The following is a 25,668-nucleotide window of genomic DNA, read 5'->3' on the forward strand; positions in this document are numbered from 1 at the left end:
TCCTTCAGCGAGCTGTGAAGACGAGCCGGCGTGCTCGGCACCGGGTGCCAGTCTTCCCGAATACGGCGTTCCGCGCCCTCAGACCCCTCAGGCGCTTCTGAACAGTGGATACTAGTTTCCTCATGGTGGAAGTTCAATCGTCTGTTGATGTCGAGAATCTCTGAGTCGAGGCAAGGTGGCGCTCCGTGCCACGCCGTTCACTCCAGGTGGGCCAGATCGGCTTCGGTGTCGATGTCGAACGGCCGGGCCACGTCCCCGCACTCGACGAGGGCGATCGCCTGCCGGTGCTCCTTCAGGTACGCGCGTGCCCCCCGGTCCCCGATGGCGGTCGCGGTGATGCCCGCCCAGTGGGCGGCACCGAACAGCACCGGGTGGCCGCGCACGCCGTCGTACGCGGCGCAGACGAGCGTCTCCTCGCCCTCGTACGCCGCGAGGACCCGGGTCACCGCCGCGGGTCCGATACCGGGCTGGTCCACGAGCGACACCAGGGCCGCCCGGGCGCCCGTGCCGGCGAGTGAGTCGAGCCCGGCGCGCAGGGAACTCCCCATGCCCTGTGCCCAGTCGGGGTTGTCGACCAGGGTGCAGCCCGGCAGCGAGGCCCGTGCGCGCACGTCCTCGGCCTGTGCGCCCAGGACGACGTGGACGGTCGCGCAGCCGCCCTCCCGCAGCACCCGCACCGCGTGCTCCACCAGGGGCCGCCCGCGGTGCGGGAGCAGCGCCTTGGGACGCCCGCCGAGCCGCCGGCCGCCTCCGGCCGCGAGCAGCAGTCCCGCAACCGCCTGTGCCCCGCCCGTCGTCTCCCGTGTCGTCATGGCTCCTGCATACCGCACGCCCCGTACGGGAGTGCGACGGCGCGAGGCGCGCGTCGGACAGGCGTGCGCCCCGGGCCAGAAAGTCACTCAGCGAAACAAGTCGATGACGCAATGGACTGGCGCCCGGCCGTCCGTGTCGTTTACTGTCGCCCGCACCGACCGGCCGGGCGCCCGACGGCTCCGGTGCGGGGGACTTCGTGTCGGACGGACACGCGCACGGCGAGGTGCGAGGGGGAGGACTGTGTTGCGGAGCGTCGAGCAGAAGCGGCAGGGGCCTGTGACCGGCGGTGGCGAGGACCCGCGCGTGACGGAGCTGCGCTCCGCCGTGTCCCGGTTGCGCCGCCGACTGGCCGCCCATCCCGGCGAGTTCGCCGACCGGACCATCGCCGAGGAGGAACTGGCCGCGGTGGCCGTCATGGCCGCCGACGGCATCCCCGAGATCCCCCGTCTGCGCCGCTCCCTCCTGCTCATCGCGGGCGCGATCGGCTCGGTGAGCGCGCTGTCCGCCGAACTGACGGAGGTCCGGCGGGCGGTGGATCTCTTCGGAGGGCCGGTCCGGGGCCAGGGCTAGGGTCCCACCCACGTCGATTCGCCCGCGTCGCGCGGGCGCGTGCCCCTTGCGCGGAGCCGGGTCGGCGAGCGCGGGGCAGGGGCAGGGGCCGGTGCGCCCGCTGCCCCGGGTTCACCCCGTCACGCGGGGCTCTGGCTGGCGAGCGCCTCGGACAGTTCCCCGGCGACCTGCTGGAGCACCGGCACGATCTTGTCCGTCGCCGCCTCCGTGACCCGCCCCGCCGGGCCGGAGATGGAGATGGCCGCGGCGGTGGGGGAGTCGGGTACGGGAACCGCCAGGCAGCGCACCCCGATCTCCTGCTCGTTGTCGTCGATGGCGAAGCCCTGCCGGCGCACGTCCTCCAGTGCCGCGAGGAACCCGTCGGGCGTCGTGATCGTCTTCTCCGTCGCGGCGGGCATGCCCGTGCGGGAGAGCAGGGCCCGCACCTCCTCGGGCGGGAACCCGGCGAGCAGGGCCTTGCCCACGCCGGTGGAGTGCGGCAGCACCCGCCGGCCGACCTCCGTGAACATGCGCATCGAGTGCTTGGAGGGCACCTGCGCCACGTAGACGATCTCGTCCCCGTCCAGCAGGGCCATGTTCGCCGTCTCGCCGGTCTCCTCGACCAGCCGCGCGAGATACGGCCGGGCCCAGGTGCCCAGCAGCCGGGAGGCCGACTCGCCGAGGCGGATCAGGCGCGGGCCGAGCGCGTACCGCCGGTTGGGCTGCTGACGCACGTACCCGCAGACCACCAGCGTGCGCATCAGGCGGTGGATGGTCGGCAGGGGCAGACCGCTGCTCGCGGACAGCTCGCTCAGGCCGACCTCGCCGCCCGCGTCCGCCATCCGTTCGAGCAGGTCGAAGGCGCGCTCCAGGGACTGGACGCCGCCGTTGGCGGAGGACCGGGCGGAGTCGGTGGTGCTGGCGCTGGACGTCGGCACGGCGCGTTCCTTTCGGGGCGGGCGGAAGGGCAGAAGCCTACCCGGCAGTCGGTTGACTCCCCGCTTGTACGTAGCTACGTTCTGCGTGCTGGAAGCTTAATTCCGCTTTGTGGAAACGTCCAGGAGTAGTCGCGAAAGGGCGCCGCCGCCAAGTGTGCCCTTGACGGCGCGAAAGAGGGAGTGAAGACTCCTTCAACAGAAAGTTGAATTTCGTTTCGCGGAAGTGCTGGAAGTAAGGGGTTCGGGTGTCCGACGCTGAACTGGTGCTGCGCTCGACGCGCGTCATCACCCCCGAGGGAACGCGTGCCGCATCCGTCGAGGTGGCCGACGGCACGATCACGGCCGTCCTCCCCTACGACGCGCCCGTACCGGAGAGCGCCCGCCTGGAGGACCTCGGCGACCACGTCCTGCTGCCCGGCCTGGTCGACACGCACGTGCACGTCAACGACCCCGGCCGCACCGAATGGGAGGGCTTCTGGACCGCCACCCGTGCCGCGGCCGCCGGTGGCATCACCACCCTCGTCGACATGCCCCTCAACTCCCTCCCGCCCACCACGACCGTCCCGCACCTGCGGACCAAGCAGCAGGTCGCCGCCGACAAGGCGCACATCGACGTCGGTTTCTGGGGCGGCGCCCTGCCCGACAACGTCAAGGAACTCCGGCCGCTGCACGAGGCGGGCGTCTTCGGCTTCAAGGCGTTCCTCTCGCCGTCCGGCGTGGACGAGTTCCCGCACCTGGAGCAGGGCCCCCTCGCCCGCGCCATGGCCGAGATCGCCGCCTTCGACGGCCTGCTCATCGTGCACGCGGAGGACCCCCACCGGCTGGCCTCCGCCCCGCAGCAGCCGGGCCCGAAGTACGCCGACTTCCTCGCCTCCCGCCCCCGGGACGCCGAGGACACCGCCATCGCCCGGCTGATCCGCGAGGCCAAGGCCCTCGGCGCGCGCGTGCACGTCCTGCACCTCTCGTCCAGCGACGCCCTGCCGATGATCGCCCAGGCCCGGGCGGAGGGCGTCCGCATCACCGTGGAGACCTGTCCCCACTACCTGACCCTCACCGCCGAGGAAGTCCCCGACGGCGCCAGCGAGTTCAAGTGCTGCCCGCCCATCCGGGAAGCCGCCAACCAGGACCTGCTCTGGCAAGCGCTCGCCGACGGCACCATCGACTGCGTCGTCACCGACCACTCGCCGTCCACGGCCGACCTCAAGACCGACGACTTCGCGACGGCCTGGGGCGGCATCTCCGGCCTCCAGCTCAGCCTGGCCGCGGTGTGGACGGAGGCCCGCAAACGCGGACACGGCCTCGAGGACGTGGTCCGCTGGATGTCCGCGCGCACCTCCGCACTGGTCGGGCTCGACGACCGCAAGGGCGCCATCGCGGTGGGTCGCGACGCCGACTTCGCCGTCCTCGCCCCCGACGAGACCTTCACCGTCGACCCGGTGGCCCTGCAACACCGCAACCGCGTCACGGCGTACGCGGGCAGGACCCTGCACGGCGTCGTGAAGTCGACCTGGCTGCGCGGGCAGCGCATCGTCGCGGACGGCGAGTTCACCGAACCGAAGGGGCGCCTCCTCACCCGGTCCCACTGAACACCTACCGGACACCCGAAAGGAAGACCTGATCATCGTGACGGCGATCCCCAGCTTCACCGGCGACGCGAACCCCTACGGAGGCGGCGACCCGTACGCGGACTACCGCACCGCCGACTTCCCCTTCACCTCGTACGCCGATCTCGCCGACCGGCGCCTCGGGGCCGGTGTCATCGCCGCCAACGACGAGTTCTTCGCCCAGCGCGAGAACCTGCTGGTGCCCGAGCCCGCCGAGTTCGACCCCGAGCACTTCGGGCACAAGGGCAAGATCATGGACGGCTGGGAGACCCGCCGCCGCCGCGGCGCCTCCGCCGGCCACCCCTGGCCGACCGAGGAGGACCACGACTGGGCGCTGGTCCGTCTCGGCGCCCCGGGCGTGATCCGCGGGATCGTCGTCGACACCGCGCACTTCCGCGGCAACTACCCGCAGGCCGTGTCCGTCGAGGGCACGTGCGTGCCGGGCTCCCCGTCGCCCGAGGAGCTCCTCGGGGACGACGTGAAGTGGACGACCCTCGTGCCGCGCACCGCGGTCGGCGGCCACGCGGCGAACGGTTTCGCCGTCGACGTCGAGCAGTGCTTCACGCACCTGCGGGTCAACCAGCACCCCGACGGCGGCATCGCCCGCCTGCGCGTCCACGGCGAGGTCGTCCCCGACCCCGCCTGGCTGGCGGCGCTGGGCACCTTCGACGTCGTCGCCCTGGAGAACGGCGGCCTGGCCGAGGACGCCTCCAACCGCTTCTACTCGCCCGCCTCCAACACCATCCAGCCGGGCCGCTCCCGCAAGATGGACGACGGCTGGGAGACCCGCCGCCGCCGCGACCGGGGCCACGACTGGATCCGCTACCGGCTGGCCGCCCAGGCGCAGATCCGCGCCCTGGAGATCGACACCGCCTACCTCAAGGGCAACAGCGCCGGCTGGGCGTCGGTATCGGTGAAGGACGGCGAGGACGGCGACTGGCAGGAGATCCTGCCCCGTACCCGCCTCCAGCCCGACACCAACCACCGCTTCGTCCTCCCGGCTCCGGCGGTCGGCACGCACGCGCGCGTGGACATCTTCCCGGACGGGGGCATCTCCAGGCTCCGCCTGTTCGGCTCTCTGACCCAGGAGGGCACCAACCGGCTGGCGGCCCGCCACCAGGAACTGGGTGGCTGACGCGGTCCCGCCCTGACCCGTGGGGCGCACCGGCCGGACAGCACCGGGTGCGCCCCACACTCTCACCGGCGGGTACGGCGCCGGCTCTCACCGGCGGGACAGTCTCCCGCCCGCGCTCTCACCGCCTTCACCTGCGGCGAAGGTGCTGTGCGACCCCGTTGCGCTCTCACGTGCGGGACAGCACCCCGCGCCCCACGTGTCGCACCGCACCGCGCGGCCCCGTAGGCTTCACGCCGCGTGCCCGCCGTCCACCGAGAACTCCGCCCCGGTCACGTACGTCGCCCCCGCCAGGTAGGCGACCATCGACGCCACCTCCTGCGCCGTCCCGAAACGCCCGAGGGCCGTCATCGCCGCCTGACCGGCCGCGAACGGCCCGTCCACCGGGTTCATGTCCGTGTCCGGCGTCATCGAGCGTGACCGGCAGCTCCGGGGCGGGCACGTCTACCTCGTTGGCGGTGTGCTCGGGCAGGAGGTCAGCGACGGCCGTCCGGATCGCGCCGCGGCTGACGCCGTGATCGCGGGCGAGGGCGGCGATGGAGCGGCCTTCGAGGTACGCAATGCGCACGTCGCCGGCCTTCGCGGCCACCACGGCGGGGCGGCGCCCTCCCTTGCTGCCCTTGGCCTCGGCGGCGCGCAGCCCGTCGTAGGTCAGCTCGCGCTGGAGGTCGCGCTGGAGTTCGCCGGCGGCGGCGAGGGTCTGCACCATGAACTTCACGGTGGACAGCAGCTCGCCGGTGCGCGGGTGGCGGGCGGTGAGGTCCATCGCGGAGAACGCCCCGTCGTGGATGCGTAGGGCGAGGCGGTCGCGGTGCAGGACGTCGAGCACGTCGAGGATGTGCTGGTTGCCGCGCACGAGACGGAACATTTCGGAGATGTGCACGGTGTCGCCCGGCCGGGCGTAGTCGAGGAGCGCGCGGAACTTCGGGCGCTGGAGGGGGTGGAGGCGGCTGGAGGTGCCCGGGTCCTCCTCGAAGACGACTGGGTCCTCGATGCCGGCCTCGTGAAGGACGAGGTTCTGCCGGGCGGCGGACTGCTGGTCGGTCGAGACCCGCTTGTAGACCAGGTTCGCCACTCGGGGCCCCTTACGTACGGAGGATCGGACCCTATCTGTCGTCAAACCCTGTCAGCAATCACCATCGGATCTGATTGGATTCGCGGCGCCGCGAACCCCCGGATTGCGGGGGTTCATTGGACGCGTCGCCCGCATGTCGTCAAACGATCGTTTGACGACAGGAGGAGAACGATGGAGACAAACGCCGCCCCGGTGTTCTCTGACATCGAAGTTGGACTGATTGCCATCGAAGCTGGACCCCGGTCAGAAGGTGCGAGGCGCCCTTTGCTGAAGCTGGCTTCTCAACAGGACCACACGGTGCGAGGCTGCTACTCGGGCCGGACCTGAGCGGCCTGCATGCCCTTCAGTCCTCGTTCGACGACGAAGGACACGGCCTGTCCCTCCTTAAGGCTCTTGAAGCCGTCGGCCTCGATCGCCTTGAAGTGGACGAAGAGGTCATCACCTCCGCCTTCGGGGGTGATGAAGCCGAACCCCTTCTCATCGTTGAACCACTTCACGGTGCCTTGCTGGCGATTACTCAATGTATTGCCGCTCTCTCTGAGGGTAGTGATTGGCTCTATCAGACCACGGCGTTCCCGCGCAGTTGAAGCGATCAGGCGCCTATGCCGAGACCTTGCCGTGGTCGGGCGGCGGCTGGCAGGACGTAGTAGTTGTCCAACTTCCCTGGCAATCGGTCCAGGTTCAATGTCAGGGGACACCCGGGCTGCCCCGGCGGCTGGCGCCCGTCCGTCTGTCCCCGCGTGAGCTCGCCCCGGGCGGTAGCGCGCCGGCCGTGCCTGCGGCGCACTGTTGGTTCTACTGCTTCGTGGCCCACTGCCGTTGCACCACGCGGGGACGGACCACATGGGAAGGGCATGTCAGATGGTGTAGCGCACGTAACGCTCGCCCTTGAACAGGTAGACGTCCTTTCCGCTGCCGGGGACGGCGCAGCCGGCCTGGAGGTTGTAGGCGAACTCGGTGTCGGCCAGTCGCGGCCAGCCGGTGATGATGTTCTGGACGCCGTTGCGGATCCGTTCGTTGCGGCAGTCGTAGCGCAGGTACTTGTCGCCTTTGAACAGGTAGACGTCGGTGGAGCTGCCGGGAACGCTGCAGGCGGCGTCGAGGTTGCTGGTGAAGTCTGTGCCCCTCAGGCCAGGCCAGCCGTCGGAGAGCCTGCCGATGCTGGCCCGCTCGTTGCGGCAGTCGTAGTTGACGTACTGGTCGCCTTTAAACAGGTAGACGTGGGTCGTGCTGCCCGGAATGAGGCAGGCGGCGTCGAGGTTGCTGGTGAAGGTTGTGCCCCTCAGGCCAGGCCAGCCGTCGGAGAGCTTCTTGGTGCCGTAGCCGATGTCCTCGCTGCGGCAGTCGTAGCGGACGTACTGATCTCCTTGGAACAGGTAGACGTCTGTGGCGCTGCCCGGAGCGAGGCAGGCGGCGTCGAGGTTGCGGGTGAAAGAGGAGCCGAGCAGCCCGGTCCAGCCGGTGGCGAGGAACTGGAAGCTCCCCTCCGGAGGAGGTCCCGGAGGGGTGTCGCCCGTGTACTTCACACTCAGGGCGAAGTGGCCCATCCCCGAGGAGCGGGCATTGAACTGCAGGGTCATGCGTCGGCCTTCGGTGTAGTACAGCGCCTTCAGATCCGATCGGTTGAGGGCGAAGCCGCGGGTGAGGACCATGTCGTCGTGGTTGCGCAGGGCTTCCCAGAACGTCGCCAGGAGGTCCATCGCGACGATCATGTAGCCGAGCATGTCCGCACCAGGGACGAAGTTCAGCGCGAAGTCGACCAGACTCAGCGAGTCGACGGCGTCCCCGAGCGCCTTCCCGAGCGCGGTGTACCACGTGTCGTTGGACTGGTCGGCCTCCCAGCATGTGATCATCAAGGCGCTGAGGTTGCCGGTGAAACTGGCATCGAAGAACGCCATCCTCCCGGTGCCATGTTCGCCGGGGATGGGGTAGTCGTTGTTGCCAGACACACTGCCTGTCTCGCCGGTGCGCGTGTGGAACTTGTAGTTGTGGGACTGACAGGCCGCGGTCCAGTAGATCTCGTCCCGTCCGCCCCACTGGTCGCCGGCCGCCTGGCGGCAGCGGAACCCGGCCCACTCCAGCTTCGCCCTGAACGGCGTGTTGGATGCCGCCTCATCCGTGGGCGCGCTGCCGTCTGTCTGTTCCTGAGCAGCGGTACCGAACTGGGCGCCGTCGAACAGGGTCAGGCCGTAGCCGTAGGCATCGGCTGCTTCGCTGAACGCATCCGTCTCCAACTGCTCCCCCGCCAGCAGGCGAGTGCGATTGACCCACGCGACGTTGGGCTGGTTGGCCGCCAGTTCCCCGACGGCCCGGATGCGCGCAGCGACGTCCTCGGGCGTGAACGGCTCGTCGAGGCCACGCCGCGCGACCGCCTGCGGCACTAGCGCCACCGTGCCGACATCCCGCTGCTCACGGTAGGCCCGCCCCAGCGCCCACACCTCGCCCTCCCCCAGCACACCGACCAGCGGCGCCAAGAACGACTGCTCCCACTCGGTCAGCTCCAGCCCCATCTCCGCGCGCGCCGCAGCGTGCAGCCATACCCCTGTCGCCACATTCGTTTCCGGGTTCTGGCGCCGCTGCCGCCGACGTGACGCGACAGCCGGCGCTCCCGCCAGCATCCGCCGCCACCGGTCCAAGCGCTCCTGCCCGCCCTCGACAGATGCTTGCCACGTACTGGTGTTTGCCGTCATCTGATCTCCATCTCGAAGCACTTCAGCCGCGGCATGAAGCCGCGTTCCGTATCGAACTGGGACGCATCCCCGTCTCGGACGAATCGACGGAAGCATCACTCGACTGAGCGGGCTCCCGCGGCGCATCCGGTCGTAGCCGACACCCTCGACTACGGTCTGCGCCGGCTCACTCTTCCGCGTCGTCGTCATCGTCAGGTGCAACCGCGTCAGGGTCCCGCAACGGACGCAGGGCGCCGGCAGCCGGCGTGGAGGCGGTGAAGCTGTAGCGGCCGAGCAGGTTCAGGTTGCGGTGCTTGAGGGGGGAAAATCGGGCGATGTCCTCGTCGCGGATCTCGTGTCCCCCGTCCTGCAGCTGGGCGACTGCGGCGCCGATGTACCTGGTGGTCCAGAGCACGATGGCGTTAAGGACCAGGCCGAGTGCGCCGAGCTGATCCTCCATCCCGTCCCGGTACGCCTGGTGGATGGTGCCGCGCTTGCCGTGGCACACGTCGCGGGCCAGCTTGTGGCGGGACTCCTGCACGGTGAGCTGCCGGTTCATCTGCCGCCGGTAGGTGTCGTCCACCGGGTCGACCACGCGCAGCAGGTGCTCGGTCTTGGCGATCCGCCCGTACTCCGCGAACGCCGCCCCCAGCGGGGTCGGACGCCCCTCACGTCCGAACATACGCAGCAGGTCGTAGGCGCGGACCTGATTGGTGACCAGAGAACCGGCGACCTTCAGCATGTCCGGCCAGTGCGTGATCACCTTGTTCAGGTTCACACGGTTGCGGGCCAGGTCCTCCACCACGCCGTAGGTGCCGGTCTCGACACCGGGCATCGTGGCCCGCCAGAACCGCTGGTCGTCCAGGTCGCGGAACCGCGGGCTGAAGTTGTAGCCGAGGATCTTGAACAGGCCGAACACCATGTCGGAGTACGAGGCGTTGTCGGTCGCCACCATCTCCGGCTTCACCCCGCCATCCAGGTTCAGCAGCGCGTCCAGGATGTGCAGCGAGTCGCGCGGGGTGCCGGGGACGACCATCTGCCCGATGCCCGCGACCTGGTCGTTGACGGCGTTGAGCCAGGTGATGCCGCGCTCGAACCCGAAGTACTTCGGCGACGGGGCGGCGGTGATGGTGCGCACCGGTACCTGGAAGCGCAGCCCGTCCACGGAGGCGAGCAGCCCGTCGCCCCAGTAACGCACGATCGGGATGTCGGCTTGGGCAGTGATGAGCCGCGCGTTCGCCGCGGCGATGGTGTCGGCGCGCAGGTAGTACTGGTCGACGTGCACGAGCCGGGCCCGGGTCAGGGCCTCGTAGCCGGGGTTGACCACCGGGGTCAGGCCGATGTTGCACGCCTCCGACACCAGCAGCGCGACCACCGAGGTGGGCAGGTCCTTCATCCGGGTGGTGCCGTCGCCGAGGTGGACGAAGGCATCGAGGAACCCGGTCCAGGCGTTCACCTCGAACAGCAGGTCCGGCAGGTCGATCTTCGGGAGCATCTTCTCGACCCGCTTACGCAGCCAGGTCAGGGACTTCGGCTCGCCGAGCGCGCCGAGCTTGTCGACGTTCAGCTTCACCCGCCCGTCGTCCTGCACCTCGATGGAGACCTTCGCCGCCGGCCCCGCTTCCTGAAGGCGTTCGGCGAGCTGCTTCCATCCGGCATCCAGGCCCCGCACCAGCTCCGCCAGGTGCTCCTGGACGGGAATGTCCAGGCTCAGGGCCGCCAGGACGTCCTCCTCGACCGCGTCCCAGTCGGGCCCGTCCAGCAGGCGGGCCCGCGGGTTGGACCAGCGGTGCGAGGGCGAGGCGAACACGTCGCGGTTGTTCAGGGCCCGGTGCAGCTGCTCCAGCACGCACACCACGTACGCGTCCCGGTCCACCGCACCCTGCGGCAGATCCGGATTGGCGTACACCGCCTTGCGCCACGCCGGCGGCACGAGCTTGTCGTCCACCTCGCGCGGCAGCAGCGGCTTGACCCCCACCTTCCGCCGCGCCAGCGCCGGAAGACCCCGGACCCCGGCCAGGACCCGCTTGCCCGCGCTCGCCGCGTCCAGCGCCTTCGACTCGCCCAGCAGCGCAAGGAACGGGCGGACCGTCGCGTACCGGTTCGCCGGCGCAGCCCGCATCGCCACGTCGGCCGAGTTCTCGTCCTCGGGCACCAGGGTCACCACGGTGGCCGCCGCACTCATCACGGCGGCACGCGGAGCGACCTCCTCCACCGCCGTCCACAGCGCGGCCACGTCCAGGTCCGCCTCCTGCTCCTCAACCAGCTCCAGCTCCTCGAAGAGCACCCTCGCCGCCCGCGCGAGCACCCGTGACGCCTTCTCCAGCTGCGGCAGCGTCGACAGCCGCTCCTTCTCCGTCTTGCGCTTCGCGGTGTTCAGCAGGCGGGTGGCCATGAGGACCTGGAACAGGTCCAGGGCCTCATCGATCGCCTTCGCCTCCAGGTGCCGCATCACCGCAGTGAGCATCGCCGTGCGCTTCGGCTCCGCCGCCCGCTCCAGCAGCGCCGCCTTCGACCCCAGCGCGTACCGGGCCAGCGCCGCCATCCGGTTCGGCGGGATCTGCGACAGCCTCAGCCGCCCGAGCCGGTACGCGCCGATCTCGTCCACCCGCTCCAGCGCACGGGCGAACGCCGTCCCCGTCGTCCGCGTCGGCGGCCGCCGCAGCCGCTCCAGCTCCGAGAACCGCGAGCCCTCCGGCGTCTTCAGCGTCGCCACCAGATCCCCGGGCAGCGCCGGGTCCGCGCGGCGGGCGGCCCCCGCGACAGTGGCGTGCAGCCGCTTGTCCGCGACCTTCCGCACCTCCGACACCTGCCGGGCCAGCACCGAGACGCCCGGCAGCAGCACCCGGTTGCGGCGCAGCCAGCCCACCGCGTGGTCGAACAGCGCCTTCGGGCCCTCGGCGTGCGTCCACGCCCGCCCGTGCAGGAAGGTGCGGAACCGCCGGGACCACTCCGCATCGTCGTACTCGTGGTACTCATAGGCGTCCCGGATCTCCCACGCGTGTTCGTACGCAGTCTTCGGCCGCTCGGTGTACCGCTTCACCACCGACGCATCCTCGATGCCGAGTTGCCCGGCCAGGTGCTCGACCACCGGCCACGGCGCGTCCAGCGGGTCGTCCGGGAGGAACCGGCCGATGTAGCGCACCGTGCACATCTGGAGCGCGAAGCCGAGCTGGTGGTGCGCGGAGCGTCGCAGCGCGATCAGATCGCGGTCGCCGTCGTCCAGGAAGAAGAACCGCTCCAGCTCGGGGCGGGTCGGCTCCTCGGCGAACTTCCCGTACGCCTCGGCCTGCTCATCAGTCAGAAACTCCACTGGCACGAGCGGACCGTAGCCAGCCCCGGCGCCCGTCCGGTGATCTTTCCGCGAACCTCAGTGGAGCCCACAGCCGGTGTGCTAGCCGACCATGATCGTTCTCAGCGCCAACCCCCGAGGCCGGTGTCGATCGGACCGGGAAGGACGAGGTTCGCCGTGATCCCGCGCCCGCCCAGCTCCCGGGCCAGGGCCTTGGTCAGACCGGCCAGAGCCGCCTTGCTCGTCGCGTACAGCGTCCCGCCGGGCCCCGGTACCCGCTGGGCCATGCAACTGCCGATCGTGATGATCCGCCCGCCCTCGGGCATCCGCGTGGCGGCCGCCTGAGAGGCCAGGAAGACCCCCCGCACGTTGACGCCGAGGACCCGGTCCACGTCCGCGAGCGACAGGGCGTCCAGCGGCCCGAGCACCCCCACGCCCGCGTTGTTGACCAGGATGTCGAGCCGACCCAGCGCCTCCGCCGCCGCGTCCACCACCCCGGCCGCCTCGTCGTCCCGCGCCGCGTCCGCGTGCAGCGCCACCGCCCGGCGCCCCAGCGCCTCCACGGTCCGTACGACATCCTGGGCCGCCTCCTTGCCGTTCACGTAGCCGACCGCCACGTCCGCGCCCTCGCGCGCCAGCCGCACCGCCGTCGCCGCGCCGATGCCACGGCTCCCGCCGGTCACGAGCGCCACCTTGCCGTCCATAGTTCCTTCAGAAGTCATGGGTCCATCCCAGCGGCCCCACGGCACTGACGCCGGCGGCGAACGGACGTCGACGTTCCCGGCCGCGCGGCGGAGGTTCCACGGCCCGGCACCCACCCGATGCGCCCCTACGCCATCCGTGACACCCGACCGGGGCACACCCGGCCGGAGCACACCCGATCCGACGCACATGCGGAACCTTTCCCTCCGCCTCCCGCGTTCTCCGGTCGTGACCCTTCAGCAAGAGATCGTCGGCAACGCCATGCAGATGGCGGTCGTCAGCCTGCAGCCCGGTCAGACGGTGTACTGCGAGGCCGGAAAGTTCCTGTTCAAGACCACGAACGTGACGATGGAGACCCGCCTGGGCGGCCCCTCGGGCGCGGGCGGGCAGCAGTCCCAGCCCGGCGGCAGCGGCTCGGGCGGCATGGGCGGGCTGCTGCGTCAGGCCATGGGCACGGCCATGCAGGCCGGTCAGCGCGCCCTCGCGGGGGAGTCGCTGGCGTTCCAGTACTTCACCACCCGGGGCGGCGAGGGCACCGTCGGCTTCGCGGGTGTGCTCCCCGGGGAGATGCGCGCGCTGGAACTGGACGGCACGCGCGCGTGGTTCGCGGAGAAGGACGCCTTCGTGGCCGCCGAGTCCACCGTCGACTTCGGCATCGCCTTCCAGGGCGGCCGCACCGGCCGGAGCGGCGGCGAGGGCTTCGTGCTGGAGAAGTTCACCGGTCGCGGGACGGTGATCATCGCCGGCGCGGGGAATTTCATCGATCTGAACCCGGCCGACTTCGGCGGCCGTATCGAGGTCGACACCGGCTGCGTCGTCGCCTTCGAGGAGGGCATCCAGTACGGCGTCCAGCGCGTCGGCGGCCTCAACCGGCAGGGTCTGATGAACGCCGTCTTCGGCGGCGAGGGCCTGTCCCTGGCCACGCTGGAGGGCAACGGCCGCGTCATCCTGCAGTCCCTCACCATCGAGAGCCTCGCCAACGCCCTGCGGAAGGCCCAGGGCGGCGACAAGCAGGGCCCGACGGGCGGGTTGTTCTCCACGAACGCCCAGTGAGCGGGCGTACGGACCGGTGATGAATCGCCGGCGCCGAGAGGGTGCGGGTCGGCGGGTGAACTCCTCGCGAACGCCCGGGGCTTCACAGGAAATTCTCCGGGCTTGTCATTGACATGCCAGCGTCTACGCGCGTCATCATGAGGGTCATGAATGTCCCCCCACGCGCCTCGCGGCTCGGCGCAGCAGCCGCCCTCCTGTCCGTCCTCCTCGTCGGCGGAACCGTCTCCGCGACCACGGCCGACGCGGCCCCCACCGCTGTCGGCGACATCTGCTACAGCGACCTTCCCTCCCAGGCCCACGACACGCTCGACCTGATCGAGCAGGGCGGCCCCTACCCGTTCGACCAGGACGGCACCGTCTTCCAGAACCGGGAAGGCGTCCTGCCGAGCAAGTCGTCGGGCTACTACCACGAGTACACGGTCATCACCCCGGGCTCCTCCACCCGCGGCGCGCGGCGGATCGTCACCGGTCAGCGGAACCAGGAGGACTACTACACGGCCGACCACTACGCGTCGTTCGACCTGGTCGACCACGGCTGCTGAGCCCTGACGCACACCGCGGGCCGGACGTCCGTCGGCACGTCAGACGGACTTCCGGCTCCCGGCCGCCGCGAACAGGGCGACGCCGAGCACGAGCAGCGTGACGCTCGCGTAGACCTCGTAGCCGTCGAGGAATCCGAGGCGCTGCACCAGGCCCCAGTGCCAGTCGGTGAACTCGTGCACCAGGCCCGCCACGCCCTGGACCAGGGCGAGGAAGCCGAGAATCTCCAGTACCTGCTTCATGTCACCAGCGTCGTCCCGCGGACCCCCCACGCACATCGGCCGCGGGACGAACCCCCAGGGCCGGAAGTACCCGCTCCACTGCCACGACGGCATCGAAAGTCTGCGCTGCGGCGACTTTGGTCGACGATCCCGTGCGAGGGCGGGTGCGCCGGGCCTGCGCTGCGTAGATTGGGCGATCGTGAGTGGTGACGACGCGGGGCACGCCTCCCCGGTACCGGCGGGGCAGACACCCGCGCCGTTCACCCGGCGCCGATGGTTCTTCCCGTCGGCCCTCCTGCACGACCTCGACCCCGACGCCGCGCGGGCCGGCCGGCGCCCCCGGCGTACCGCCCGCGACTGGGTCGTCGACTTCTCCTGCTTCCTGCTGGCCGTCCTGGTGGGCGCGATCGCCATGGAGGCGCTCGCCGACAACCCCCATGTGCCGAAGTCACTCGCCGTCGTCGACCAGGTGATCGGTGCGCTCGCCTGCGCGGCCGTCTGGCTCCGGCGCCGCTGGCCGCTGGGCCTGGCCGTGGCGCTGACCCCCGTCAGTCTCCTGTCGGACACCTCGGGCGGCGCCGGCCTCATCGCCCTGTTCACCCTGGCCGTGCACCGGCCCTTCCGGTACGTGGCCTGGGTGGGCGGCGTCAACGTGGCGCTGGTGCCGCTCTACTACTGGTTGCGCCCGGACGCGGACCTCCCCTACCTCGTGAGCGTTCCCTTCGCCGTGGTGCTCACCGTGGCGATCGTCGGGTGGGGCATGTTCGTCCGGGCCAAACGGCAGCTCATGGTGAGCCTCAGGGACCGCGCCCGGCGCGCCGAGACCGAGGCCCGACTGCGGGCCGAGCAGGCGCAGCGGCTCGCCCGTGAGGCCATCGCACGGGAGATGCACGACGTGCTCGCCCACCGCCTGACGCTGCTGAGCGTGCACGCGGGCGCACTGGAGTTCCGGCCCGACGCGCCCCCGGCGGAGACGGCGCGGGCGGCGGGCGTGATCCGGGAGAGCGCGCACGAGGCGCTCCAGGACCTGCGGGAGATCATCGGCGTGCTGCGCGCGGGCGAACCCGACGACACGGGTCGGCCGCAGCCGACCCTCGCGGCGCTGGACACGCTGGTCGCGGAGTCCCGCGAGGCCGGCATGAAGGTCGCCCTGGACCAGCGCGTCGAGGGCCCCGCCGGCGTCCCGCCCTCCGTCGGCCGCACCGCCTACCGGATCGTCCAGGAGGGCCTGACCAACGCGCGTAAGCACGCCCCCGGCACGGAGGTCCGGGTGACCGTCACCGGCGCACCGGGCACGGGCCTCACCGTCCTCGTGCACAACCCGCCGCCCGAGGGCGAGGTGCCGCCCGTCCCCGGCTCCGGGCAGGGCCTGATCGGTCTCACGGAACGGGCGACCCTGGCCGGGGGCCGGCTGGAGCACGGCCCCGCCCCGCAGGGCGGGTTCGAGGTGCGGGCATGGCTGCCGTGGGGGTGAGTATCCCTCGCAACCAGCAACCAGCAACCCGGAAAATCGCCGCTCGGCGTGCGGTGCGCCGGCCGTCCGGCCGTCCGGCCCTCAACCTCGCGCGGGGCGCCGGGCGTTGGCACCTCACGTCCGGGCCACGGCCCGGCCCGGTCGTGATTACGTAAGCCCCATGACTGCCATCAGACTGCTCCTCGTCGACGACGATCCGCTGGTGCGGGCCGGGTTGTCCTTCATGATGGGCGGCGCCGACGACATCGAGATCGTCGGCGAGGCCGCCGACGGAGCCGAGGCGGAGACCCTCGTCGACCGCACTCGCCCGGACGTGGTGCTCATGGACATCCGGATGCCGACGATGGACGGTCTCACGGCGACGGAGCGGCTGCGCGCCCGCGAGGACGCCCCCCAGGTGGTGGTGCTCACCACCTTCCACGCCGACGAGCAGGTGCTGCGCGCGCTGCGCGTCGGAGCCGCCGGGTTCGTCCTCAAGGACACCCCGCCGGCCGAGATCCTCGCGGCCGTACGCCGGGTCGCCGCCGGTGACCCGGTCCTCTCGCCCGCGGTCACCCGCCAGCTGATGCGGCACGCCGTCGGCACCGCCGCCGACACGCGCCGCACCCGCGCGCGGGACCGCCTCACCGTCCTCAACGATCGCGAGCGCGAGGTCGCCGTCGCGGTCGGCCGGGGCCTGGCCAACGCCGAGATCGCCACCACCCTCTACATGAGCGTCCCCACCGTGAAGACGCACGTCTCGCGCATCCTGGCCAAGCTCGACCTCAACAACCGGGTGCAGATCGCGCTGCTCGCCCACGACGCGGGGCTCCTGGAGGAGGAACAGGAAGAGCACTGACCTCCGGAGGATCTCGGCCCGTCCGCGTCAGGCGAGCCCCGGGATGCCACCGCCCGGGATCTCCGCCAGGTGTACCGGTCTGCGGTCGCGCCGTGACAGTTCGCACGCCTCCGCGACCCGCAGGGCCTGCAGCGCCTCGCGCCCGTCGCAGGGATTGGCCCGCTCGCCCCGGACGACCTCGACGAACGCGTTCAGCTCCGCTTCGTAGGCGGGTCCGAACCGCTCCAGGAAACCCGTCCAGGGCTTGTCCGCGGCCGGCGGCCCGGTCGGCTCGGTGGACGCGATCGGCGTACGGTCGTCCAGGCCGACCACGATCTGGTCGCGCTCCCCGGCGAGCTCCATGCGCACGTCGTAGCCGGCCCCGTTCATCCGGGTCCCGGTGAGCGTGGCGAGCGTGCCGTCGTCCAAGGTGAGGAGCGCGGCCGCGGTGTCGACGTCGCCCGCCTCGCGGAACATCCGGGGGCCGGCGTCGGACCCGGCGGCGTAGACGTCCGTGACCTCCCGGCCGGTCACCCAGCGCAGCACGTCGAAGTCGTGGATCAGCGTGTCCCGGTACAGCCCGCCGGACAGCGGCAGCCACGCGGCCTCCGGCGGCGCCTGGTCGCTGGTCAGGGCCCGCACGGTGTGCAGCCGCCCCAGCCTGCCGGACCGCACGGCCTCGCGCGCCCCCGTGTAGCCCGCGTCGAAGCGGCGCTGGAATCCCATCTGGAGAACCGTCCCGGCCGTCTCGACCTCGGCGATCGCGCTCAGGCTCCCCGGCAGATCCAGCGCGATGGGCTTCTCGCAGAACACCGGCAGACCCGAGCGTGCTGCCCGACCGATCAGTTCGGCGTGGGCCGACGTCGCCGTCGTGATCACCACGGCGTCGACCCCCCAGCGGAAGATCTCCTCCACGCCGGGCGCCGCCGTCTCACCCAGCCGGTGCGCCAGTTCCTGGGCCCTCGCGGGGTCCGCGTCCGTCAGGATCAGTGAGCCGACGTCGCGATGCCGACTGAGCGTGTTCGCGTGGATGGTGCCGATGCGGCCCGTGCCGATGACGCCGATGCGCATGAGAACAAAGTGCGTGCACATCCCGCTGCTGTCAATCGGCATGTCCGGACAATCTGACTACACGACTTCCCGTCAACAACGCACGGAGCTACGCTCGGCCCGTGCCGAAACCAGAAGTGGACCCGACCGTGCAGCTCGAGCTGAGCGTGGACCGCAGCTCCCCCGTGCCGTTGTACTTCCAGCTGTCCCAGCAGCTGGAGGCCGCGATCGAGCACGGCACGCTGACCCCCGGCAGCCTGCTGGGCAACGAGATCGAACTCGCCGCCCGGCTCGGCCTGTCCCGGCCGACCGTCCGCCAGGCGATCCAGTCGCTCGTCGACAAGGGCCTCCTCGTACGCCGCCGCGGCGTGGGCACCCAGGTCGTGCACAGCCAGGTCAAACGTCCGCTAGAACTCAGCAGCCTCTACGACGACCTGGAGGCGGCGGGCCAGCGCCCGGCCACCCGGGTGCTCGTCAACGAGCTGGTCCCCGCCTCCGCCGAGGTCGCGGCGGCACTCGGCGTCGCCGAGGACAGCGACGTCCACCGCGTCGAGCGGCTCCGTCTCGCCCACGGCGAGCCCATGGCCCACCTCTGCAACTTCCTGCCCCCCGGCCTCATCGACCTCGACACCGGCCAGCTGGAGACCACCGGCCTCTACCGTCTGATGCGATCGGCGGGCATCACCCTGCACAGCGCCCGCCAGTCGATCGGCGCCCGGGCGGCGACGACGGAGGAGGCGGACCGCCTGGCGGAGGAGACGGGCGCGCCCCTGCTGACGATGCAACGCGTCACGTTCGACGACACGGGCCGCGCAGTGGAATACGGCACACACACCTATCGTCCGACGCGTTATTCGTTCGAGTTCCAGCTGCTCGTACGGACGTGACGGTCATGCTGCTGAGGGGCGCGGGGAACTGCGCGACAAGCCCCCGTCGGCCCGCACTCGGCGAGGATCCGCACCACCCCTCTGCTCCGCACCCTGCGCCCTGGTGAGGCAGAATCGGCGGCGATGAGCACCTACCGCGACTTCACCGCCCCCATCGGCTCCCGCCGTGCCACGGCCCTGCGCACCGTCGGCACCCGGGAGCGCCGCTCGCACCTGACGGCCCCCCGCGTGCCCACGGTCGGCATCGACATCGGCGGTACGAAGGTGATGGCGGGCGTCGTCGACGCCGACGGCAACATCCTGGAGATGCTCCGCACGGAGACCCCGGACAAGTCCAAGAGCCCCAAGGTCGTCGAGGACACCATCGCCGAGCTGGTCCTGGACCTCTCCGACCGGCACGACGTGCACGCCGTCGGCATCGGTGCGGCCGGCTGGGTGGACGCCGACCGCAACCGCGTGCTGTTCGCCCCCCACCTGTCCTGGCGCAACGAACCGCTCCGCGACCGCCTGTCGGGCCGGCTCTCCGTTCCCGTCCTGGTGGACAACGACGCCAACACCGCCGCCTGGGCCGAGTGGCGCTTCGGCGCCGGCCGCGGCGAGGACCACCTCGTCATGATCACCCTCGGCACCGGCATCGGCGGCGCGATCCTGGAGGACGGCCAGGTCAAGCGCGGCAAGTACGGCGTCGCCGGCGAGTTCGGCCATATGCAGGTCGTACCCGGCGGCCACCGCTGCCCCTGCGGCAACCGCGGCTGCTGGGAGCAGTACAGCTCCGGGAACGCCCTGGTCCGTGAGGCCCGCGAGCTGGCGGCGGCCGATTCGCCGGTGGCGTACGGGATCATCGAGCACGTCAAGGGCAACATCGGCGACATCACCGGCCCGATGATCACCGAGCTGGCCCGCGAGGGCGACGCCATGTGCATCGAGCTGCTCCAGGACATCGGCCAGTGGCTCGGCGTCGGCATCGCCAACCTCGCCGCCGCCCTCGACCCCTCCTGCTTCGTGATTGGTGGTGGGGTCTCCGCCGCCGACGACCTGCTGATCGGCCCGGCCAGGGACGCCTTCAAGCGGCACCTCACCGGCCGCGGCTACCGCCCCGAGGCCCGCATCGTCCGGGCCCAGCTCGGCCCCGAGGCCGGCATGGTCGGCGCCGCCGACCTCGCCCGGCTGGTCGCCCGCCGCTTCCGCCGCGCCAAGCGCCGCCGTGTGGAGCGCCACGAGCGCTACGAGCGGTACACGCAGTCGCTCCGCAGTACCCAGGAGACGCCGTGACCGCCTCCCTGCCCCACCAGGGCCCCTGGCCCGACGAGCCAAACCGCCCGGCCGAGGACCGCCGCCACATGATCCGCCGCAGGTCCCTCACCCTGCTGATCATCGTGCTGCTCATCGGCATCCCGGCCGGCTACCTCGTGATCTCCGCGAACCAGAGCCGTGACAGCGGCAAGGACAAGGAGGCGAAGTACTCGGCCACCGGCCTCACCGAGGGCTGGCCCTCCAAGCTCCAGCGCCGGATCTACCAGGTGCCCGTCCCGCACCCCGCCTGGCACGTGGCGTACTACGAGACCAACAACTGGAAGACCAGCCGCCTCTACACCCAGTTCGAGACCAACGCGGCCGGCCTGGACGCCTACCTGACCGGCCTCGGCGTGACCCGCAAGGACCTGAAGCAGGGCCACATCACCATCGGCGCCCGCGACCGGAAGGTCACCGGCTGGAAGTTCGCCACGACCGACTCCTGGTACGGCTTCGTCCACCGGCAGAAGAACCCGGCGCCCACCCACGACGTGGTCGTGGACCTGTCCAACCCGGCGTACCCCTGGGTGTACGTCGTCGCCCGGACCGTGCCCTGACCCGGCCGCCGGAGCCGATTGTCAGACCCCGCCCGTAGAGTCGGAGACAACTGATCCGACACGCGGGGCGGGAGGTGACAGGACGTATGGGAGAGACGGTTTCGACGACCGGGCGGGCGGAGGACACGGCGGTCCCGGTCCGGCTCCCGGCCGTCTTCCTGCCCGCACCCCTCCCGCGCGAGGGGCACATCGCCTTCTGGGACCCCGAGGGCGAGCCCCTGCCCGCCCGGGAGCCGGGCGCCGAGCACACCGGGCACACCGCGGAGACGGAGCTGACCGTCGTACGACGGCACGGCGCCACCGGCGTCCGGCGGCGCACCACCCCCGCGCTGACCCTCCCGCTCGACGCCGCCCTGCCGCTCCTCGTGCGCGCCCGGCACGACCCCGCGGCCCACCCCGCCACGGCCTGCTGGGGCGCGGCCGCCCTGCACGCCCTGCGGCTGGCCGCCCGCGGCCGGCTGCTTCCCGGCCTGACCGCCACGGGCCACGACGCCTGGCGCGCCGGCCCTCTCGACCCGGACGACATCGCCCACCTGCGCGCGGTGGCTGCCGCCCTGCCCTACGAGGGCCACGCCGTGCCGCTGCCCGGCCCCGGCCCGATCCGGCTTCCCGAACCGGAAGCGCTGGTGCGGGCCTTCCTCGACGCCGTGGCCGACACCCTGCCCCGCACCCCGGCCGCGCCCCACACCTCCGGCCGGCCCTTCGCGGCCCGAGAGGCCCAGCTTCTGCCCGCCGCCCACGACTGGGCCGCCGAGGTCGCCGCCGGCATGGACGCCGGCGTGCGGATCTCGCTCCGCCTGGACCTGTCGGCCTACGACCTGTTCGACGACGCCTCCGACGGTGGGGCCCGCAGCGCCGGCGCGGCGATCGTCCAGGTGCACAGCCTGGCCGACCCCACCCTCGTGGCCGACGCGGCGGCCCTGTGGGCGGGTGCGGCCGACGACGCCTTCGGCTCCCGGGCGCGGGTGGACGCGGCCCTCGCCGTCCGCCGCGCGGCCCGTGTCTGGCCGCCGCTCGACCGGCTCGCCGACCAGGACGTGCCCGACGTGCTGGCCCTGACCGAGGACGAGCTGAACGATCTGCTCGGGGTCGCGGCGACCCGGCTCGCCGCGGCCGGCGTCGCCGTGCACTGGCCGCGCGACCTCGCGCAGGACCTGTCCGCCGCGGCGGTGGTCCGCCCGGCCCCCGGGTCGGCGACCGACGGCACCGGCTTCTTCGAGAGCGAGGACCTCCTCCAGTTCCGCTGGCAGCTGGCGCTCGGCGGCGACCCGCTCACCGACGCCGAGATGGACGCCCTCGCCGAGGCGCACCGCCCGGTCGTCCGGCTGCGCGACCAGTGGGTGCTGGTCGACCCGGTGCTGGTGCGCAAGGCCCGCAAGCGGGACCTGGGGCTGCTCGACCCGGTCGACGCGCTGTCCGTCGCCCTCACCGGCACCGCCGACGTGGACGGCGAGACGGTCCAGGCCGTCCCCGTGGGCGCGCTGGCCGCCCTGCGCGACCGTCTGACCGCGGGAATCCGCCCGGCCCAGCCGCCCCCGGAGCTGAGGGCCACCCTCCGGGACTACCAGCTGCGGGGCCTGGCCTGGCTCGACCTGATGACCTCCCTCGGCCTCGGCGGCTGCCTCGCCGACGACATGGGCCTCGGCAAGACCGTCACCCTCATCGCCCTGCACCTGAAGCGGGCTCGCAGCGAACCCACGCTGGTCGTCTGCCCGGCCTCCCTGCTGGGCAACTGGCAGCGGGAGATCACCCGCTTCGCCCCCGGCGTGCCCGTCCGCCGCTTCCACGGCCCGGACCGCAGCCTCGACGGCCTGGACGGCGGCTTCGTCCTCACCACCTACGGCACCATGCGCTCGGCGGCCCCCGCCCTCGCCGAGCGCACCTGGGGCATGGTCGTGGCCGACGAGGCGCAGCACGTCAAGAATCCCTACTCGGCCACCGCGAAGGCGCTGCGCACCATCCCGGCCCCCGCGCGCGTGGCGCTCACGGGCACGCCCGTCGAGAACAACCTCTCGGAGCTGTGGGCCCTGCTCGACTGGACCACCCCGGGCCTGCTCGGCCCACTGAAGTCCTTCCGCGCCCGGCACGCGCGCGCCGTGGAGAACGGCGAGGACGAGGAGGCCGTGGAGCGCCTGGCCCGCCTGGTGAGGCCCTTCCTGCTGCGCCGCAGGAAGTCCGACCCGGGCATCGTGCCCGAGCTGCCGCCCAAGACGGAGACCGACCACCCGGTGCCGCTCACCCGCGAACAGGCCGCGCTGTACGAGGCGGTGGTCCGCGAGGGGATGCTCGCCATCGAGACGGCCGAGGGCATGCCCCGCCGGGGCCTGGTGCTGAAGCTGCTCACCTCGCTGAAGCAGATCTGCGACCACCCCGCGCTGTTCCTCAAGGAGGAGCACACCGCTGCCGCCGGCGACCGGCTCGCCGCCCGCTCCGGGAAGCTGGCCCTGCTGGACGAGCTGCTGGACACGCTGCTCGCCGAGGACGGGTCCGCCCTCGTCTTCACCCAGTACGTCGGGATGGCGCGCCTGATCACCTCCCACCTGGCCACCCGCGCCGTCCCGGTCGACCTCCTCCACGGCGGTACGCCGGTCCCCGAGCGGGAGCGCATGGTGGACCGCTTCCAGGCCGGTTCGACGCCGGTCCTGGTGCTGTCGCTCAAGGCGGCCGGCACCGGCCTGAACCTCACCCGGGCGGGACATGTCGTGCACTTCGACCGCTGGTGGAACCCGGCCGTCGAGGAACAGGCGACCGACCGCGCCTACCGCATCGGGCAGACCCAGCCGGTGCAGGTCCACCGCCTCATCACCGAGGGCACCGTCGAGGACCGCATCGCCGAGATGCTCCAGTCCAAGCGGGCCCTGGCCGACGCGATCCTGGGCTCGGGCGAGTCCTCCCTCACGGAGCTGACGGACCGGGAGCTGTCCGACCTGGTGTCCCTGCGGAGGTCGTCATGACGCCCAGCCCGGCCGACGAGGCCCGCCGCGCCCTCCGGGAGGCCAGGGAGCGGGCGGCCCGGGACCCGGCCCGTCCGGAGCCGTCCCCGGCCGGGGGAGCCGCCGGCCAGGAGGCGCCCAGGCCTGCGGACGTGGCACGCGAGGCGCTGCGCAGGGCGGTGTCCGAGCAGCGGCGGGGGACGGGGGGCCCGGCGGCCGGGGCAGAAGCGGCGGAAGACGCCGATGACCGGCAGGACGCCGGCACCTTTGAGGCCGGCGGAGCGGTGGAGATCAGCGATTCCTCCGAGGCCACTGCCGATCAAGGGGACCATGCCGCGGACGTCGCACGCGAGGCACTGCGCGCGGCACGGGACGACGCGCGCCGGGCCCGGGAGGAGACCGAGCGGGAAGGCGCCCGCCGCAGGCGCCGGGCCCGGCAGAGCGCCGTCGACGAGAGGGCGGCGGCTGCGCGGCGGGCCGGCGCGGACGCCCCCGGCCGGGGCGCGCATGACCTACGGCAGGTGCTGTCCGACGCGTTCCGGATGCCGAGCCCGCCGGACGCGCCGTCGGACGACCGTGAACAGACGGCCGGGCAGGAGGACCGATCCCCTCGCATGACCGACCTGCTTCACGACCTGCCGAGCGCGGATACGCCGCACGGCGCGCACCGTGCCCCGAGCCCGGCGGTCCGGCGCGAGCCCTCACTCGCTCCGGCCGGGTCCAGCCACCCGGCGCCCCGAGACCCGGTCCCTGCCCCGTCCACGATCTCCGCGACCCCCACCCCCCTGCCCCCTGGATCCCCCCGCTCCATGGCCGCCCCCACGCGCGATCACGAACTCCGACGCACCTTCCCGCCCCTCCCGCCCCGGGACGGTGACCGCTTCGCCGAGAGCTGGTGGGGAAACGCCTGGGTCGGGGCGCTGGAGCAGGGCGCGCTGGACGTGAAGCGGCTGGAGCGCGGGCGGGGGTACGCGGGACAGGGCCATGTCGACGCCATCACCGTGACGCCCGGACTGGTGCTGGCCTACGTCCAGGGCAGCCGCCCCCGCCCGTACCGCGTCCAGGTGCACCTGCGCACGCTCGACGACACCGACTGGGACCGGTTCCTGGACGCCGCCGCCGAACGCCCCGGGCACATCGCGGCGCTGCTCGACAAGGAGATGCCCCAGTCGCTCGCGGAGTGCGGGGTGCCGCTGCTGCCCGGCCCCGGCGAGTTGGAGCCCCGGTGCAGCTGCCCCGACCGCGGTCACCCCTGCAAGCACGCGGCCGCCCTCTGCTACCAGACGGCGCGGCTGCTGGACGCAGACCCCTTCGTCCTGCTCCTCCTGCGCGGCCGGGGCGAGCGGGAGCTGCTCGACGCGCTGTCCCGGCTGAGTGCCACCCGCGCCGCGCGCGCCGCGCAGGACAAGGGCCCGGCGCCCCTGCCCGGCGTTCGGGCCACCGAGGTCCTCGCCTCGCGCGCCCTTGCGCCCCTCCCCGCCCCGCTGCCTCCGCTCGCGCATCCCGAGCAGCCGCCGGCCTATCCGGCGGCGCCCGGTGGCCCGGACCCCTTCGCTTTGGACCAACTGGCCACGGACGCCGCCGCCCGCGCCCACGCCCTGCTCGGCACCGGCCGTGACCCGGTCGGGCAGCTGACCTTCTGGCAGGACGCGGTCCGTCTGGCCGCCGCCCGCCCCGGGTCCGGACTCACCGCCGGTACCCGGGCGCTCTACGCCTCCCTCGCCTCCGCGGCGGGCCGCACCCCATCGGAGCTGGCCCGCGCGGTAGCCGCCTGGCGTCAGGGCGGACTGGAGGGCCTCGCCGTACTGGAGGAGCCGTGGGACCCGCCTGCCGGCCGGTTCGACCGTGCCAGGCCCCTGCTCCTCGCAGCCGACCTGCCCGCCTTCCGGCCCTGGCGCAACCACCTCACCCACCCCCAGGGCCACGTCCAGCTCCGCCTCGGCCGCGACGGCCTCTGGTACGCCTACGAGTCCGAGCCGGGCCACGACGACTGGTGGCCGAGAGGCACCCCGGACCTGGACCCGGTCGGCGCCCTCACCGGCCTCGGCCTGCCCGGTGGCTGGTGAGGC

Annotated in this window: 19 protein-coding genes and 3 pseudogenes; 12 read left to right on the top strand and 10 right to left on the bottom strand. The window is 72.3% G+C overall.

What is annotated here, in order from left to right:
• Positions 1 to 197: 197 nt before the first annotated feature.
• Positions 198 to 812 carry a nucleotidyltransferase family protein gene (locus tag AB0B29_RS31435; protein WP_362245061.1) on the bottom strand — a complete coding sequence of 205 codons (615 nt, stop codon included), beginning with the start codon at positions 810 to 812 and terminating at the stop codon, positions 198 to 200.
• Positions 813 to 1,053: 241 nt separating this feature from the next.
• On the opposite strand from AB0B29_RS31435, the gene AB0B29_RS31440 reads away from it, so the two are divergent.
• Positions 1,054 to 1,383: a DUF5955 family protein gene (locus AB0B29_RS31440; RefSeq protein ID WP_362245063.1), complete on the top strand. Its 330-nt coding sequence runs from the start codon at positions 1,054 to 1,056 to the stop codon at positions 1,381 to 1,383.
• Positions 1,384 to 1,502: 119 nt separating this feature from the next.
• Here the strand turns inward: AB0B29_RS31440 and AB0B29_RS31445 are convergent, their stop codons facing one another.
• Positions 1,503 to 2,300, bottom strand: coding sequence for an IclR family transcriptional regulator (locus tag AB0B29_RS31445; protein ID WP_362245065.1), 798 nt, complete (start codon positions 2,298 to 2,300; stop codon positions 1,503 to 1,505).
• 245 nt (positions 2,301 to 2,545) lie between these two features.
• On the opposite strand from AB0B29_RS31445, the gene allB reads away from it, so the two are divergent.
• Complete coding sequence (gene allB / locus AB0B29_RS31450; RefSeq protein ID WP_362245067.1) at positions 2,546 to 3,886, top strand: allantoinase AllB; 1,341 nt, start codon at positions 2,546 to 2,548, stop codon at positions 3,884 to 3,886.
• A 37-nt stretch (positions 3,887 to 3,923) separates the two neighbouring features.
• Positions 3,924 to 5,039: an allantoicase gene (gene alc, locus AB0B29_RS31455; RefSeq protein WP_362245069.1), complete on the top strand. Its 1,116-nt coding sequence runs from the start codon at positions 3,924 to 3,926 to the stop codon at positions 5,037 to 5,039.
• 228 nt (positions 5,040 to 5,267) lie between these two features.
• Here the strand turns inward: alc and AB0B29_RS31460 are convergent.
• The 6 genes and pseudogenes from AB0B29_RS31460 to AB0B29_RS31485 form a co-directional block, all read right to left on the bottom strand.
• Positions 5,268 to 5,441 (bottom strand): annotated as a pseudogene (locus AB0B29_RS31460) (SDR family oxidoreductase); the annotation flags it as partial.
• A gap of 220 nt (positions 5,442 to 5,661) precedes the next feature.
• Positions 5,662 to 6,111 (bottom strand): annotated as a pseudogene (locus AB0B29_RS31465) (recombinase family protein); the annotation flags it as partial.
• Between the two features lie 308 nt (positions 6,112 to 6,419).
• Positions 6,420 to 6,632, bottom strand: coding sequence for a cold-shock protein (locus tag AB0B29_RS31470; RefSeq protein ID WP_184762055.1), 213 nt, complete (start codon positions 6,630 to 6,632; stop codon positions 6,420 to 6,422).
• 336 nt (positions 6,633 to 6,968) lie between these two features.
• The gene (locus tag AB0B29_RS31475; protein ID WP_362245071.1) at positions 6,969 to 8,801 is read right to left on the bottom strand and encodes a hypothetical protein; all 1,833 of its coding nucleotides are present in this window, start codon (positions 8,799 to 8,801) and stop codon (positions 6,969 to 6,971) included.
• 166 nt (positions 8,802 to 8,967) lie between these two features.
• Positions 8,968 to 12,099, bottom strand: a complete 3,132-nt coding sequence (locus AB0B29_RS31480) for a Tn3 family transposase (protein ID WP_362245073.1) — start codon at positions 12,097 to 12,099, stop codon at positions 8,968 to 8,970.
• Positions 12,100 to 12,209: 110 nt separating this feature from the next.
• A pseudogene (locus AB0B29_RS31485) lies at positions 12,210 to 12,794 on the bottom strand (SDR family NAD(P)-dependent oxidoreductase); the annotation flags it as partial.
• A 208-nt stretch (positions 12,795 to 13,002) separates the two neighbouring features.
• Here AB0B29_RS31485 and AB0B29_RS31490 point away from each other — a divergent pair.
• Both AB0B29_RS31490 and AB0B29_RS31495 read left to right on the top strand, forming a co-directional pair.
• On the top strand, positions 13,003 to 13,827 hold the full coding sequence (locus AB0B29_RS31490; RefSeq protein WP_362245075.1) for an AIM24 family protein: 825 nt from the start codon (positions 13,003 to 13,005) through the stop codon (positions 13,825 to 13,827).
• A gap of 146 nt (positions 13,828 to 13,973) precedes the next feature.
• Entirely contained in the window at positions 13,974 to 14,369 is a 396-nt protein-coding gene (locus AB0B29_RS31495; RefSeq protein ID WP_362245077.1) for a ribonuclease, read from the top strand.
• 39 nt (positions 14,370 to 14,408) lie between these two features.
• Here the strand turns inward: AB0B29_RS31495 and AB0B29_RS31500 are convergent, their stop codons facing one another.
• Positions 14,409 to 14,609: a hypothetical protein gene (locus AB0B29_RS31500; protein ID WP_362245079.1), complete on the bottom strand. Its 201-nt coding sequence runs from the start codon at positions 14,607 to 14,609 to the stop codon at positions 14,409 to 14,411.
• 178 nt (positions 14,610 to 14,787) lie between these two features.
• Here AB0B29_RS31500 and AB0B29_RS31505 point away from each other — a divergent pair, with 178 nt between their 5' ends.
• Both AB0B29_RS31505 and AB0B29_RS31510 read left to right on the top strand, forming a co-directional pair.
• Positions 14,788 to 16,062 (top strand): sensor histidine kinase, encoded by a 1,275-nt coding sequence (locus tag AB0B29_RS31505; RefSeq protein ID WP_436845925.1) that lies wholly within the window; start codon positions 14,788 to 14,790, stop codon positions 16,060 to 16,062.
• A gap of 160 nt (positions 16,063 to 16,222) precedes the next feature.
• A complete protein-coding gene (locus AB0B29_RS31510) occupies positions 16,223 to 16,900 on the top strand; it encodes a response regulator transcription factor (protein WP_362245081.1) in 678 nt (225 codons plus the stop codon).
• Between the two features lie 27 nt (positions 16,901 to 16,927).
• Here the strand turns inward: AB0B29_RS31510 and AB0B29_RS31515 are convergent, their stop codons facing one another.
• Positions 16,928 to 17,950 (bottom strand): Gfo/Idh/MocA family protein, encoded by a 1,023-nt coding sequence (locus tag AB0B29_RS31515; RefSeq protein WP_362245327.1) that lies wholly within the window; start codon positions 17,948 to 17,950, stop codon positions 16,928 to 16,930.
• Between the two features lie 128 nt (positions 17,951 to 18,078).
• Here AB0B29_RS31515 and AB0B29_RS31520 point away from each other — a divergent pair, with 128 nt between their 5' ends.
• The 5 genes from AB0B29_RS31520 (at position 18,079) to AB0B29_RS31540 (ending at position 25,665) form a co-directional block, all read left to right on the top strand.
• Positions 18,079 to 18,816, top strand: a complete 738-nt coding sequence (locus AB0B29_RS31520; RefSeq protein WP_362245329.1) for a GntR family transcriptional regulator — start codon at positions 18,079 to 18,081, stop codon at positions 18,814 to 18,816.
• Between the two features lie 123 nt (positions 18,817 to 18,939).
• The gene (locus tag AB0B29_RS31525; protein WP_362245083.1) at positions 18,940 to 20,088 is read left to right on the top strand and encodes an ROK family glucokinase; all 1,149 of its coding nucleotides are present in this window, start codon (positions 18,940 to 18,942) and stop codon (positions 20,086 to 20,088) included.
• Positions 20,085 to 20,666 carry a sugar kinase gene (locus AB0B29_RS31530; RefSeq protein WP_362245085.1) on the top strand — a complete coding sequence of 194 codons (582 nt, stop codon included), beginning with the start codon at positions 20,085 to 20,087 and terminating at the stop codon, positions 20,664 to 20,666. Before AB0B29_RS31525 ends, AB0B29_RS31530 begins: the two co-directional genes overlap by 4 nt.
• An 86-nt stretch (positions 20,667 to 20,752) precedes the next feature.
• Positions 20,753 to 23,620, top strand: coding sequence for a DEAD/DEAH box helicase (locus AB0B29_RS31535; RefSeq protein ID WP_362245087.1), 2,868 nt, complete (start codon positions 20,753 to 20,755; stop codon positions 23,618 to 23,620).
• Positions 23,617 to 25,665: an SWIM zinc finger family protein gene (locus AB0B29_RS31540; RefSeq protein ID WP_362245089.1), complete on the top strand. Its 2,049-nt coding sequence runs from the start codon at positions 23,617 to 23,619 to the stop codon at positions 25,663 to 25,665. The genes AB0B29_RS31535 and AB0B29_RS31540 overlap by 4 nt, the downstream gene beginning before the upstream one ends.
• Positions 25,666 to 25,668 lie beyond the last annotated feature (3 nt).

It is taken from the genome of Streptomyces tibetensis (genome assembly GCF_040647715.1).
In the GTDB taxonomy this organism is placed as follows: domain Bacteria; phylum Actinomycetota; class Actinomycetes; order Streptomycetales; family Streptomycetaceae; genus Streptomyces; species Streptomyces tibetensis_A.

What these genes read in the sequence shown, in the direction of transcription:
- AB0B29_RS31435 (WP_362245061.1), bottom strand. Translation starts at nt 812, where the DNA reads ATGACGACACGGGAGACGACGGGCGGGGCACAGGCGGTTGCGGGACTG.
- AB0B29_RS31475 (WP_362245071.1), bottom strand. Translation starts at nt 8,801, where the DNA reads ATGACGGCAAACACCAGTACGTGGCAAGCATCTGTCGAGGGCGGGCAG.
- AB0B29_RS31495 (WP_362245077.1), top strand. Translation starts at nt 13,974, where the DNA reads ATGAATGTCCCCCCACGCGCCTCGCGGCTCGGCGCAGCAGCCGCCCTC.
- AB0B29_RS31500 (WP_362245079.1), bottom strand. Translation starts at nt 14,609, where the DNA reads ATGAAGCAGGTACTGGAGATTCTCGGCTTCCTCGCCCTGGTCCAGGGC.
- AB0B29_RS31510 (WP_362245081.1), top strand. Translation starts at nt 16,223, where the DNA reads ATGACTGCCATCAGACTGCTCCTCGTCGACGACGATCCGCTGGTGCGG.
- AB0B29_RS31515 (WP_362245327.1), bottom strand. Translation starts at nt 17,950, where the DNA reads ATGCGCATCGGCGTCATCGGCACGGGCCGCATCGGCACCATCCACGCG.
- AB0B29_RS31525 (WP_362245083.1), top strand. Translation starts at nt 18,940, where the DNA reads ATGAGCACCTACCGCGACTTCACCGCCCCCATCGGCTCCCGCCGTGCC.
- AB0B29_RS31535 (WP_362245087.1), top strand. Translation starts at nt 20,753, where the DNA reads ATGGGAGAGACGGTTTCGACGACCGGGCGGGCGGAGGACACGGCGGTC.
- AB0B29_RS31540 (WP_362245089.1), top strand. Translation starts at nt 23,617, where the DNA reads ATGACGCCCAGCCCGGCCGACGAGGCCCGCCGCGCCCTCCGGGAGGCC.